The following is a 13323-nucleotide window of genomic DNA, read 5'->3' as shown; positions in this document are numbered from 1 at the left end:
ATAAACACTCATCACCGTTTATTAACACTCTCACGCAAATGAATTTCATAAGGCAAGACAACCTCTTCAAAGAGTGCTTCGTCAGACTCTATCTGTTTTAACAACAAACCTGCTCCTTGTTTTCCTAACTTAGAATAGGAATAGTGTACTCCTGATAATTTTAATCGGGAAGCTTTCGCTAACACCGTATCATCTAAACCGAGTACAGATATGTCGTTTGGGACTGCAATGTCATGATCTTGTATACAGTTAAGTGCTCCTATCGCCATCCCATCGTTTACAGCAATCACAGCTGTTATCTCTTTTTCAATAGCAAGGATTTCTTCCATTTGCTGATATCCAGATTCAATTGTAAAGTCGCCATTCCTGCTTAAGTTAGTGTCTAGTTCAATTCCATTCTCCTTTAGTCCATCACGAAACCCTAGTTGTCTTTCTCTTGAGTTTACAGAGGTAGCAGGCCCACCAATAAAAGCAAAATTACGGTGTCCTAGGCCAATAAGTTTTTCCGTTGCCTCCTTTGCAAATGTATAGTTATCAAACGTAACAAAAGAAATGCCTTCTTTATCCGTCCGCTGAAGAAGAACCACAACAGGGATTGGAATCTTTTGAATTAAATCGCGATGTTCTTCTTTAAATTCACGAGTCGCAAACAAAATTCCCTCTACACGTTTAGATCGAAAAATTTCAAAGTGCTTTATTTCACTCTCCAAAATCCCGTTCGTACATGCTATCAGTAGATTGTAATCATTATCTTCAAGCATTTCGTTTACACCATTTATCATTCGGGGAATCCCTTCACCGATCATACTATGTACAATCAGACCAATTAGGTGAGTTTTCTTTTCCGCAAGTTCTCTTGCAAGAACATTTGGATAATATCCCGTCTCCTCAATGACTGCCTCGATTTTTTTTCGTGTACTCTCTTTTACTGTTCCGGAATTGTTAAACACCCTTGAAACGGTCGCAATTGAAACACCTGCTTTTTTGGCAACCTCTTTTATATTAATATCTTTTTTCATCGTTCTGCCTCCTTAGAGATGTTACAAGGAAAGGACAAGATAGTTAAGCAGATGTTACCCTATATTAAAAATCCCATTTGCTTGCTTTCATGCTTACTTCTCCCTCAACAGCAAAAAAACGAATTCCGTCGCTTTTAACATTTGGAAAAATCCTTCCTGTAAACACTACTTCCCCATCATTCACAAATAATTCAAGCGAAGATGAGTCGACAAATAATTGAAGCTTGATTGATTCACTTGTCATATCACATTGCCGAACCATACCATATTCTTCAGCAACTACCTCACCAGATTGACTGCGGTCAAACATCAGTTTTTTATTGTTTACATCATATTTAATCGTAGTTACTTCTTTCTCACCTACACGTATATCAATTCCAAATTGAGAGGCGTCCTTATTGGTAAATTCACAAATCAATTCATATGATACACCATGAAAAGAATCATAGCTTTTGCTTTCATTAACAAGAATATCTTCTGCGATTACGTTACTTTTACGTAATTGAGCCAATTCCTTTACAGGTTGTTGAAAAAGTTTGCCTTTTCTCATTATTAATTCTCTTGGTAACGTTAAACAATGCGCCCATCCATGTCGATCATTGGGATACTCAATTTCAGGTAGTCCCATCCACGCAACTAAGATCCGTCGATTTTGTTCATCAACCATTGTTTGGGGTGCATAAAAGTCAAATCCCAGGTCTAATTCACGAAAATTAGAATGCCGAAACTCTCCACTATTTAAATCTAGATGCTCCCCAATCAGATAGCCAGATTGATATATATTTTGAAATTTATCCCCTTCCCGTTGTAACCCTTGTGGGGAGAAGATAAGGATTCCTTTATTACCAAGTTCAAAGTAATCCGGACATTCCCACATAAATCCAAACTGATTTAAATCAGTTGTTATTTCTCCAAGAAACTCCCACTCTTTTAAGTTAACAGATTGATATAAAACAACACACCCTGTCAAATTCGCTCGTTGAGCACCAATAATCGCTAAAAAATGATCGCCATGTTTCCAAACCTTTGGATCGCGAAAATGTTCAGTATATCCTATGGGAACATCCTTTATGACTGGTTGTTCATACTTTTCAATATGGCCTTCTTTATCCATTACCGCAATGCATTGATAAGGATGTCGAACCCAATCTTGATCCCTCGTATTGCCTGTATAAAATAAGTAAAGTTTCCCCTCATGCTCAATCGCACTCCCGGAAAAAGCTCCATGACTATCAAAAGGCGCAGTTGGCTTTATGCCAATCCCAACATTATCCCAATGAACAAGGTCCTCTGACTTAGTATGATACCAGTATTTCAAGCCATGAACTGGCCCTAAAGGAAACCATTGATAAAACAAATGATACTCTCCATTATAATAAGAAAATCCATTTGGGTCATTTAATAACCCCATCTCGGGCTGAATATGATACGTTTGTCGCCAAGGGCATTTTTCAACATTCCTTCGTAATTCTTCAATTTCTTTTGTACTGGCCTCATCAAGACGACGGTACCTCTCTTCTCTTGTCCACTCCATTTTAAGAACCTCACCTTCTAACACGAACAATAGGAGAATCGTTTAGCCCCCCCTAAGTTCTTAAATTGTTTCTCCTTTGTATTTATGCTGCATTGCTTTCATTCTTCTTTTCTTTCAATTGCTGTCTCTTAGCAAATACAAACGTTAATGCAAAAGCAACAACAAATGTTAAAACCATTCCTATAATGAAGTGAAGAATTACATCAACACGAATCGCAATAATCCCCGGCAATCCTGCAGGACCAATTGCTACTGAGAGTACTTTATTTAGGGTAATATATGCTGAACCGATAGCCGCACCAATAATCGCTGCAATAAATGGATAACGAAGCTTTAAGTTAACCCCGAACATTGCTGGTTCAGAGATCCCTAATAACGCAGATATACCTGAAGCTGACGCAATGCTTTTCATTTTTTTATTGGCTGTGATAAAAATAACTGCTAATGCTGCTGCACCTTGTGCAACATTGGACATTGCTGCTACAGGGAAGATAAACGATCCTCCTGTTCTTGCTAAATCTGCTAACAATTGCGTTTCAACAGCGATAAAGCTATGATGCATGCCTGTAATAACAATAGGTGCATAAATTAACCCAAATAATCCCCCACCAATGAACCCTGCTGTTTCAAAGAGCCATACCAAACCTCCTGTAATCATATCTCCACCTGTACGAGTGATAGGACCAACAAAAGTGAAGGTTAAGATACCTGTAATAAATAATGTAAATAATGGCGTTAACAAGTTATCTAATGCTGCCGGAATAACTTTTCGTAACAATTGTTCAATTTTCGCTAAAATAAAAGCTGCAACTAAAATTGGCAATACAGTTCCTTGATAGCCGACCTTTTCAATCTCAAAACCTAAAATATTCCAAACTGGAATCGTCCCCTCAAGTAGTGCGTCTGCATAGCCATAACCATTTAATAAGTCTGGATGAACCATTAACATTCCAAGTGCAGCCCCTAAAAATGCATTTCCTCCAAATCGCTGTGCTGCAGAAAATCCAATTAAAATTGGTAGGAAAACAAAGGCTGCGTTAGCGAAAGTATTGATCAAAGAAGCTAGATCAGCAATTCCTGGATTCGCATCAATCAGAGACATTCCATCATAGAAAAGATCTTCTGCAGTTAAAATATTATTAATTCCCATTAACAAACCTGCTGCAACAATCGCAGGAATAATTGGGACAAAAATGTCTGATAAGACCTTTACAAACTGTTGAATCGGATTCAACTTTTTTGTACCCGCTTTTTTCACATCATCCTTTGTAGTCATTTCGCTGACACCTGCAAGAGGAGCAAGCTTTGCATACACCTGGTTGACAGTACCTGATCCGATGATGATTTGAAACTGTCCTCCTGTTGCAAACGTTCCTTTCACCACATCCATCTTATCTAGCTTTGCTTCGTCTACTAAACTTTCATCTTTCAATACAAGACGTAACCTTGTAGCACAATGTGCAGCCGCTTCGACATTATCAGCTCCACCAATAGCTTCCAAAATCTCTTTTGCTTTCTGATTATAATCCATGTTACCCTCCCAAATTGTAAAGCTTTACATTTTTCTGTAAAAATAAATCATTAAATATAAAGCAATAAATAAATCAAAATGTAAAGCTTTACATATTAAATAAAAAAATAAACATTCTCAAAATTGTAAAGCTTTACATTTAGTTGATTCAAATTATATGTTATTTGTTAAAGCTAGTCAATAAGAATATAAAAAATGGCGCTATCTTTAGTTTTATATAGCGCCGTTTTTACCGTGCAATTAAACGTATGATACAATTCTATCTACTACAACAAACGTTCACCAAATCGAGTTACGCCTGTTAAAACACATGTCATCAGCGATTTCACACGAGGCACCACTCTTTCTATGACATCTGGATGGGGCGCATAAGATCCATCTTCTTTTACAAGGAGGCTATTATAATGAATGATGCGATCAATTTCATTTTTCATTTGGCTCGCAAATTCTTCACTGTCAATCACCAGCATGATCTCCGTACTTAAATAGGCACTTCTTGGATCTAAGTTAAAAGAGCCAACAAGACTAATTCTGTTATCAAAAATAAATGATTTTGTATGATACGATTCAGTTGGACCTTGAAACTCATACACATCTATACCTGAAGACACTAACTTTTTCCGAAATCGCCTATAACCGGAATATGCCATAAGATTCGGAGAAGCAGCAAGTGAGTTCGTCACAGCCTTCACTTCATTTACTGAAAGGTTTCCTTTGTTTAAGTGATGTCGCATGTCTTTCGTAGGAATAATATATGGGCTTTGAATCAGGATTGAGTCCTTTGCCTTCTTCATTAATCGTGATATCTCATACCAAACCCATGGTTCTTTGTTAAAACGGTCAATTGGGTTATGAATAAATGTTACTTTTTTTGCAGGTAGTGATTTTTCCATCCAGTTTATCTCTTGTTGAAAGAAGCTCGGCTTCGATTCATCTAAGACATGATAGAGCTTTCTTAAATCAAAGAGTTTTCTTTGTCCTAGCTTTTGTTGTTTTTGTGTTAACGTAGTAATCAAAGGTTTTGAAAACGCATGATTCCACACGTAATTATAATATTCCTTTACTTTTGAAATCGCACTATTTTCAAAAGCATTAATATCTGTATTAACAACAACAACATCACGATCATTCGTTGCCCCGTCCAAACCCACAGGGGCAAAATATTTGTCTCCGATATTGCGCCCCCCTACCATCGCCAATTTCTGATCAACAATGATAATCTTATCGTGAAGCCTATTATTCCATGTCCAGGGCCGCCACATATCAAATGGTTCATAAAATTTCAACTGAATATTAGGGTGTTCAACATACGAATAAACAATATCCTTCTTTTTTCCTATCATACGATTGGATACCCCATCAAGGAGTATTCGTACTTGTACGCCTCGATCAGCAGCATTAACAATGCATGTATGAAAAATAGAATCGGCTAATCCTGGACTGATCATAAAGTAAGAAATATCTAAGGTTTCTTGTGCATTTTCTATCAAATTTATTCGAGCAAGCCCTGATTCATAACGCTTTTCAACAAGGGCAACCCTATCCTGTGATGCTTGATCACCGAAGAAGCGTTCCGTTTTATGTTCATTTACATATTGACTTTTTTTATGCTGGTGAAATGAAAATAAAACAACTCCCGAAATCAATGAATAAAGAAAATATAGGACTATTATATAAACGAATACCATAGACAACCCCCTACAGCAATATGTCTTCAATCCATTTTAGTACTTATCTTTCTCCTCGCTACTATATTTTATCAGTGCAATTGTTTGCTCATCCCATATTTATGCAAAATGAAAGAGGCTATCACAAACGCCTGTTCTTTGACCTTTGTGACAACCTCTATTTTAAAGAAATCACTTATGTAGCATGTTATAAACTTGCTGCACATCTTTGTCTCCTCGACCTGACAAGTTTACGATAATTACATCTTCTTTCGTTAAGCCTTTTGCAAGCTTAACTGCATGAGCCACAGCATGTGCACTCTCTAAAGCTGGAATAATCCCTTCAATTTTAGAAAGTTTCTGAAACCACTCCAACGCTTCTTCGCCGGTAACAGTTGCGTACTCTGCACGTCCTGTTTCTTTTAAGTAACTATGTTCAGGGCCAATCCCTGGATAATCAAGCCCTGCCGCAATGGAATATGTTGGTTTTGGCTCACCATCCTCATCTAATAACGTTAAACATTTAAAACCATGAATAACAGCAGGAACTCCTTCTGTTAACGTCGGAGCCTCTGCTGGTTCAACCCCCACTAAGCGAACACTTTTCTCATCAATAAAATGAGCAAATGCACCTATCGCATTGCTTCCACCACCAGCAACTGCGACAACCGCCGTTGGGAGTTTGCCCTCTTTTTCAAGAATTTGTCGCTTTGCTTCTTCACTAATAACAGATTGAAAATACTTCACCATTGTAGGAAACGGATGCGGTCCAACTGCAGAACCAAGTAAATAAAACGTATTTTGATAATTTTCAACTAAGTCAGCTAGTGCCGCATCAACCGCATCTTTTAACCGCCCTTGCCCTTGATCAACAGGAACAACCTTTGCCCCAAGTAATTCCATCCGAAACACATTTAAGGCTTGCCGCTCTGTATCAAGCTTCCCCATGTAGATCGTACAATCAATCCCGAAGATGGAACAAGCCGTAGCTGTTGCCACCCCGTGCTGCCCAGCTCCTGTCTCAGCAATAATTCTTGTAGCCCCCATCCGTTTCGCTAATAAAATTTGGCCAATTGCATTATTAATTTTGTGCGCTCCTGTATGGTTCAAATCTTCCCGTTTAAAATAAATCTTTGCGCCCCCAACTTGCTCTGTTAAATTTTTTGCATAGGTTAATGGATTTTCTCGTCCAACAAATTCTTTTAAATAATATTTATACTCTTCAATGAATTCTGAATCATTTCTATACTTTTCGAACTGTTCAGCTAACATTGCTAATACTTTTGCTAAATCATCTGGCAAAAAGCTTCCTCCGAATTGTCCAAAATATCCTTTCTCACTCATAACGTAATACGCCTCCAAATCCCTGTTTATTTAATTGTTTAAAAATTTTGTTAATTATCTCTATTATTCGACATCCCCTCTCGTTTACCCTTCATCATGCAATTTGAAAAAAGCCCTCTACAGCTGAGAGCTTTTTCATATTTGAATCTATCGCTATGAATTATACTTTCTTTATTGGAAAACGGACAATAACGGTTGTCCCTTCCCCTTTTGAACTCGTAAAATCAATGGAGCCATGATATTTTCCAATAATGTTATAACAAATCATCAATCCTAAGCCAGTACCTTTACTTTTCAACGAATAAAAAGGCGTCCCAAGAGACTTAATCTCTGCTTCTGACATACCGATTCCGTAATCGACGACTTTTACTTCAACAAAGTTTTTGTTTTTTTCCGCTGTAATAATGACAGGATCTCCAACTTTAGAAACTTCTATTGCATTTTTAATAATATTAATAAATACCTGCTTTAGCTCTATGACATTCGCTTCAACATAGCAATTCTCTTCTATAAAAAGATCGATTTTATTATTACGTAAAAGCCCATAAGATTGAAGCAATTCTGTAATACTTTGAAGTACGACTTCGATACTAACTGTTTCCGTCTTTAGGTTTCCATTTGGTTTGGCAATCGACAAGTATTGTGAGATGACCTGTTCGGCCGTATTTAATTCATCAATCATCAATGTAAAATGATCCTTCTTTTCTTTACTAAACAATGAATCCTTTTCGTAATACTGCAAAAATCCTTTTACGACTGTCAAGGGATTTCTAATTTCATGAGCAACTGCAGCAGCTAATTGTCCCGTAGCTTTTAAACGCTCTGATTGTTGGACTTGTTCATAATATAACTGCACTTTTTTCAATCTGAGATAGGATAAATAATAAATAAAATAAATAATTAATTGACTCCCTATAAAGTTAAGGAAATTCCCTGCTAAATCTAGATAGATGTGTGGAAAAAGGGCACCTTGATCAATCAGAAAAACATAAGAGAAAATCACACTTACAGATACTGTATTAATAAATAAAGAAGAATAAAACAGCTTTGAATCAAAGAACAAAATTGAAATAGCTGGAATAAAACATAGGAATAAGAACGTTGACCATGTAGCCGGATATAGAAAGAAAAGTGTATAGAAATATACGAACACAGCTATGATAATGATCACTCTAAACGTCTGAGTTTCATACTTTGGATAAAGCAATAGGAATACAATTAGTATAACAACTAGTAGTAAGTGCAAAATGTACCCTGCCCCAAAATCACTCATGAGTGGATTGTCAACAAATAACCCCAATACCATTAGCAAATTGATAAATAGCATCGTTGTATAATAAAGCCTCTTGTTAATTCGAGAAAATTCCTTCATACATACTCCTAAAATTAATTTATAATTGTGCTAGCGAAACATTTAAACTTTCCCCATTTAACATTATAGTAGGAAAATAGTATCAATACAAATTACTGAGATTTGCACCTACATTCTAATACCATAGTTACACCATTAATCGTTTTTTATTTCGCTAAGCTTAGAAATCACGTAACTTTTATTTAATCACATTAAGAGCTTCTTCTCCAGGGTAATCTTTCAAATTTAATTAATAAAACAACAAACCTCCACTACATTACATCATAGTAAATAGATAACGCAGTTCTATCTGAAAAACTTGAGAAGAGGAGATGGTATCATGACTGACTTGCCTCCTTCTAGAATCAGCAATTTTCCTTCGGTTAGCGAAAGAAAAGATCCAGTCCTTTGATAAGAGGGAACGAGGGGACGAATCGACAGAGCAACATGGACTGCCGGATCTGTGTTATTTTTTGAATGTAACATTATGCATGGTTCAAGGCAATATCTCTCCTGACCCTCGTAGTAATGTCTTCTTCTTCTTTAATAGTGTTTACAATAAATTAGAGAAGCCATTTTTTAAGCTCTCACCTCGACAGAGCTTCTGGCAAATAGACAAAATATAAAACCAATTGAATCACATACTTTACAATGACCAAAAGCGCACTTCTCATTTAGAAATACGCTCTACAAGCAAATTATTATCTACATATAGCCAGTATATCTCTTTTGAACTAGCGCTGAATGAACATACTTAATCATCGTAACATAATCAAAAATCGGCAATTGAACAGCTTTTTGAATCGCTGCAGCATATGGCGGAAGACTCGAGCACTCTAACAAAATTACTTTCACTAATGGGTCAGATTGGACCATTTCCTTAGCTACTGAGACCACTTCCTCTTCGATCTTGTCAGGGTCAAGAATACCAATTTCATCGTGTGCAGCCTTACGAAAATTCTCTTTCTCATCCATCCCCCTAATACAAAGTGGGATCGTGGGGCTGACACCTATTTTTTGTAATAGCTCTATTTCAAAGTTGGAAGCTTTGCTGCAAATGATCCCAATTTTCTCCTCTTGCGCAAGCGTTGCAGAAATAAAAGGGATTTGAAGTAGGCTCGATAAAAAAACTGGGACTTGAAGCTCATTCGCGATTTCATCTTGGAACATAGCCATATATCCACAATCAGCTGTAATGGCCTTTACTCCTTCTTTGACAAGAATATGTCCAGCTTCCAAAATGGGGGTTAGCATCGTTCGATCTTTTTGCAGCAACTTTTCAAAAGTAAAACCTTTCACCGTTTGGTATCTGACCGGGAATGGATACGTTGTTGCATTTCCTACATCCCCTGGGATAAAAGGTGTGAATGTATCAAGCATGAGGATCCCTATCGATTCCCCGTAGCTTACTTGCCCTTTCTTTGCTCTTATGATCATCCGTCCTTTCTCCTTCTCTAGCTGCAGCTTTTTTTAAACAATGTACCTAGTCTTTTCTGTGGAGTGAACTGACCTGTTAGACGCAGTGCCTCCCAGAAGCTGACTTGATTTGCTGTTAGAACGGGCTTTTGGAGTAATTGTTCCAACTCTTCGATCCAAGCCGCTGAATGTAAGGCTGTATCAGGTATAAACACAGCGTCTGCACCCGGACAATCATTGTCAACAGCGAACCGAAGCACCTCTTCCTTCTGTAATGTCCCAACTTCCGCCGCTGTTATGATCCCCTTACTAGAATACTGCAACACCTCTATATCAAAGCTCTCTAAAAATGTTTTAAACAAAAGAGCGATATCTTCAGGGTACGTTGCTGCTATTGCGACTCGTTTCGCTCCAATTGTTTTCGCTGCTCGGATAAAAGCTAAAGCGGTGGTTGAAGCCGGCACCTGCAAACTCGCTTCAAGAGTGGCTATTTGCTTTTTTATCCCTTCTAAGCCAAGCACAAAACTAGCACTTGTTGACGTCCATAAGACTGATTGTATGCCTGTGCCTACTAGTGCCTTCGTCCCCTCCTTAATTCGTTGCGGACTTCCCATTTCACTTAGGGCCTCAACCGTATGGGCATCCTCATTAAATTTCGTATGAATCAGCTTAACATCAACCTTAGGTGATACCATTTGCCCCAAAAGTGGATAATCATCCTCCGCTGCATAACCAGGATAGAGAAACCCAACTTTTATAAGTTGATTATTTTGTGTCATAAAAACCTCCTATCATAGTCAAAGTTAGACCTTATTTACCCTCATTTCTATTCAAGAATTTTAATAAAATGACACAACGAACCAATGTATAAAACTATTTATGTCTACTCAAAAACATGTCATCATAAAGGGAAACCACACCATACATATGTAAAAAAACACAAAGGAAAGAGTTGTTACTATGGATGTAATTGAAACAGATATTTTAATTATCGGTTCAGGTGCTGCTGGTCTTACTGCAGCAGTCTACGCTGGAAATTCAACTAACAACGTGCTCGTACTCGACAAAGGTGTAATAGGCAAAAGCGGCTCTACGATTGGAGCTGTTCAGATTGCAAGCTTAGGAGCGTGGTCAAATCCATTAGATAGTGAAAGTCATTATGTCAAAGATATGAAAGAAAGCGGTCGAGGCCTGAGTAATCCTAAGCTTATTGAGACACTCGCCTCCGACCTATCAGCAAGATTGAAAGAAATTATCGGTTGGGGGCTAAAGCTTGATGTTAACGAAGACGAAGAGGTTTCCGTTTTTGCTACATCTGGTCACAGTGTTGCACGTTCTGTGAGCGCAAGAAAAGGAAAAACAGGTCTAGGGATAGCACAAACACTAACAAAAAAGCTAAAGTCAATGAAAAACATCAGAACATGGAGCGATGTGATTACTGTTGATCTTGTTACGTCATCTGAAAGAGTAACCGGTGCTCTTGTTTTTGATTTAAGAACCAATCATCTTTCCTTTATTCAAAGCAAAACAGTAATTCTTGCAACAGGAGGAATAGGTCAACTTTACCCAGTAACAAGTAACCCAGTACAAGCAACGAGTGATGGCTTCTCTTTAGGTCTCGGGGCAAGTGCCTCTCTTATTGATATGGAACAAGTTCAATTTTATCCTGTTAGTCTTGTATCTCCTCACTCACTTGCAGGCTTTTGCATTAGTTTCTATCATTATTCTAAGCTCTATAACATTCACGGCGAACGCTTTATGAAAAGGTATGAACCTGAAACATTAGAAAATACAACAAGAGATAAACTTGCTATTGCCATCCATTCTGAAATAGCAGCAGGAAGAGGAACACCAAACGGAGGTGTTTGGCTTGATGCTACAGAGCAAATGGAGAAAGTGAAAAATGAATTTCCTCATGAATATAAGCTATGTGAGGACCGTGGCATTGACTTATCAAAAGATTATGCAGAAATTGCTCCCGCCGCCCACTTTATGATGGGCGGAATTCAAATTGACAAAAACGCAGCCTCTTCTGTTCCGGGACTATATGCTGCAGGTGAAACGGCCGGTGGCTTGCATGGGGGAAACCGTCTCGGGAACAATGCACTCTCTGAATGTCTCGTATTTGGTGCAAAAGCAGGAATGGCTGCTGCGATTGAGGCTTCAGAATTATCAGAAGTTCCCCCTACTGATATTTCAAAAATAGAAGAAATAAAGAATAGCTTCTATTCCCCATTTTCTTCTGCAAAAAATAGTGATATTCGACCTTTTGAGTTAAAACAAAAAATACAGGAAATCATGGGCCAAAAAGTTGGGGTAATCCGCACAAATAACAATCTCAAACGCGCAAAGGAGCTCCTAACTAGGGTCAAAGAACAATTCAATCAAATCTATATCACTCACAAAGAGGCTCCATCAAGAGAAATACTAGATTATATAGAAAGCAGACACATGATTCGAAGTGCTGAAGCTATTATTAGGGCTGCAACCATGAGAAAAGAAAGCAGAGGCGCCCATTATAGTTTGGATCATCCAACACATGCTTCTACCATTCATCACACAGTTATTCAATATGAAAACGGACAAATGAAGTTCAATATGCCCCCTGCTAAAGGAGTGTAATTCTATGAGTAAACTTCTTGTGGAAATTCAAAGAACCGACACAACGACGAATGTCTATAAGGTCAACTATACCTCTGACATGACCGTCCTTACGATATTAGAGGAAATCTATCGCCACCATGATCCTTCGATTGCCTACAGATTTTCCTGCCGCACTGGCCTATGCGCGACATGTATGATGATGATAAATGGAAAGCCTGGCTTAAGCTGTATGAAGCTCGCTAAACCAGGTGACGATGGCTATCTTTCTTTAGCTCCTCTTCCAAAAGGAAAAACTCTTAGAGATTTGGTAAAGGAAGTGTAACCTTCTTCCATGTGGAGCGCGCCCTGCCTGGCAACGTCCTGGCTCGCTATTTCTCTTCTACGGGGAAGGCACGATGCTTAATCTTAGAAGCACTCTGTGAAGCTTACGAAAAAAAAGAAGTTCGTCTCACAGGGGGACATGATGTTTTTCAGAGATGTAATACTCACGTTGTAACCATCGGCTTATTCGAGGAAGATGCTGTTCCTCCGGGCGCTCTACTATCATGCAGCGCATGTCCTCTCTCCTATTTTCATGCGAGCGTGCCCGCCTGGCAACGTCCTGGCTCGCTATTTCTCTTCTACGGGGATGATTGCCATGGTGTTATTTCTTCGACGTTTCTCACGTCGTTTTACGAAGAGAAACAGCTCGGACTCACTTCTTTTCTTCTACAAGGATGGCACGATGCTTTTCTTAGAAGCACTCTGTGAAGTTTACGAAAAAAAGAAGCTCGTCTCACAGGGGGGACATGGAGTAGTTTCAAGACGTCTTTTCACGTTGTAACCATCGACTTATTCGAGGAAGATGCTGTTCCGGA

Annotated in this window: 10 protein-coding genes; 2 read left to right on the top strand and 8 right to left on the bottom strand. The window is 38.3% G+C overall.

What is annotated here, in order from left to right; translation table 11 throughout:
- Positions 1-11: 11 nt before the first annotated feature.
- The 8 genes from MF646_RS21495 to MF646_RS21455 form a co-directional block, all read right to left on the bottom strand.
- Positions 12-1019: a LacI family DNA-binding transcriptional regulator gene (locus MF646_RS21495; RefSeq protein WP_250098553.1), complete on the bottom strand. Its 1008-nt coding sequence runs from the start codon at positions 1017-1019 to the stop codon at positions 12-14.
- A 64-nt stretch (positions 1020-1083) separates the two neighbouring features.
- Positions 1084-2553 (bottom strand): glycoside hydrolase family 32 protein, encoded by a 1470-nt coding sequence (locus tag MF646_RS21490; protein WP_250098552.1) that lies wholly within the window; start codon positions 2551-2553, stop codon positions 1084-1086.
- Positions 2554-2635: 82 nt separating this feature from the next.
- Complete coding sequence (locus MF646_RS21485; RefSeq protein ID WP_250098551.1) at positions 2636-4084, bottom strand: sucrose-specific PTS transporter subunit IIBC; 1449 nt, start codon at positions 4082-4084, stop codon at positions 2636-2638.
- A 266-nt stretch (positions 4085-4350) separates the two neighbouring features.
- Entirely contained in the window at positions 4351-5772 is a 1422-nt protein-coding gene (locus tag MF646_RS21480) for a phospholipase D-like domain-containing protein (protein ID WP_250098550.1), read from the bottom strand.
- 171 nt (positions 5773-5943) lie between these two features.
- On the bottom strand, positions 5944-7095 hold the full coding sequence (gene trpB, locus MF646_RS21475) for a tryptophan synthase subunit beta (RefSeq protein WP_250098549.1): 1152 nt from the start codon (positions 7093-7095) through the stop codon (positions 5944-5946).
- 160 nt (positions 7096-7255) lie between these two features.
- Positions 7256-8467 carry a sensor histidine kinase gene (locus MF646_RS21470; protein ID WP_250098548.1) on the bottom strand — a complete coding sequence of 404 codons (1212 nt, stop codon included), beginning with the start codon at positions 8465-8467 and terminating at the stop codon, positions 7256-7258.
- Between the two features lie 684 nt (positions 8468-9151).
- Positions 9152-9883 (bottom strand): aspartate/glutamate racemase family protein, encoded by a 732-nt coding sequence (locus tag MF646_RS21460; RefSeq protein ID WP_250098547.1) that lies wholly within the window; start codon positions 9881-9883, stop codon positions 9152-9154.
- 17 nt (positions 9884-9900) lie between these two features.
- Complete coding sequence (locus MF646_RS21455) at positions 9901-10641, bottom strand: maleate cis-trans isomerase family protein (RefSeq protein WP_250098546.1); 741 nt, start codon at positions 10639-10641, stop codon at positions 9901-9903.
- A 181-nt stretch (positions 10642-10822) separates the two neighbouring features.
- Here MF646_RS21455 and MF646_RS21450 point away from each other — a divergent pair, with 181 nt between their 5' ends.
- Together MF646_RS21450 and MF646_RS21445 are read left to right on the top strand one after the other, a co-directional pair.
- A complete protein-coding gene (locus tag MF646_RS21450; RefSeq protein WP_250098545.1) occupies positions 10823-12484 on the top strand; it encodes an L-aspartate oxidase in 1662 nt (553 codons plus the stop codon).
- A 4-nt stretch (positions 12485-12488) separates the two neighbouring features.
- Positions 12489-12788 carry a 2Fe-2S iron-sulfur cluster-binding protein gene (locus MF646_RS21445; protein WP_250098544.1) on the top strand — a complete coding sequence of 100 codons (300 nt, stop codon included), beginning with the start codon at positions 12489-12491 and terminating at the stop codon, positions 12786-12788.
- Positions 12789-13323 lie beyond the last annotated feature (535 nt).

It is taken from the genome of Halalkalibacter alkaliphilus, from assembly GCF_023555415.1.
GTDB classification, from domain to species: Bacteria; Bacillota; Bacilli; order Bacillales; family Bacillaceae_D; genus Halalkalibacter; species Halalkalibacter alkaliphilus.
The sequence above is the reverse complement of the archived record's forward strand: the minus strand, read 5'-3'. Positions and strand labels throughout refer to the sequence as shown.

What these genes read in the sequence shown, in the direction of transcription:
- MF646_RS21495 (WP_250098553.1), bottom strand. Translation starts at nt 1,019, where the DNA reads ATGAAAAAAGATATTAATATAAAAGAGGTTGCCAAAAAAGCAGGTGTT.
- MF646_RS21490 (WP_250098552.1), bottom strand. Translation starts at nt 2,553, where the DNA reads ATGGAGTGGACAAGAGAAGAGAGGTACCGTCGTCTTGATGAGGCCAGT.
- MF646_RS21485 (WP_250098551.1), bottom strand. Translation starts at nt 4,084, where the DNA reads ATGGATTATAATCAGAAAGCAAAAGAGATTTTGGAAGCTATTGGTGGA.
- MF646_RS21480 (WP_250098550.1), bottom strand. Translation starts at nt 5,772, where the DNA reads ATGGTATTCGTTTATATAATAGTCCTATATTTTCTTTATTCATTGATT.
- trpB (WP_250098549.1), bottom strand. Translation starts at nt 7,095, where the DNA reads ATGAGTGAGAAAGGATATTTTGGACAATTCGGAGGAAGCTTTTTGCCA.
- MF646_RS21470 (WP_250098548.1), bottom strand. Translation starts at nt 8,467, where the DNA reads ATGAAGGAATTTTCTCGAATTAACAAGAGGCTTTATTATACAACGATG.
- MF646_RS21460 (WP_250098547.1), bottom strand. Translation starts at nt 9,883, where the DNA reads ATGATCATAAGAGCAAAGAAAGGGCAAGTAAGCTACGGGGAATCGATA.
- MF646_RS21455 (WP_250098546.1), bottom strand. Translation starts at nt 10,641, where the DNA reads ATGACACAAAATAATCAACTTATAAAAGTTGGGTTTCTCTATCCTGGT.
- MF646_RS21450 (WP_250098545.1), top strand. Translation starts at nt 10,823, where the DNA reads ATGGATGTAATTGAAACAGATATTTTAATTATCGGTTCAGGTGCTGCT.
- MF646_RS21445 (WP_250098544.1), top strand. Translation starts at nt 12,489, where the DNA reads ATGAGTAAACTTCTTGTGGAAATTCAAAGAACCGACACAACGACGAAT.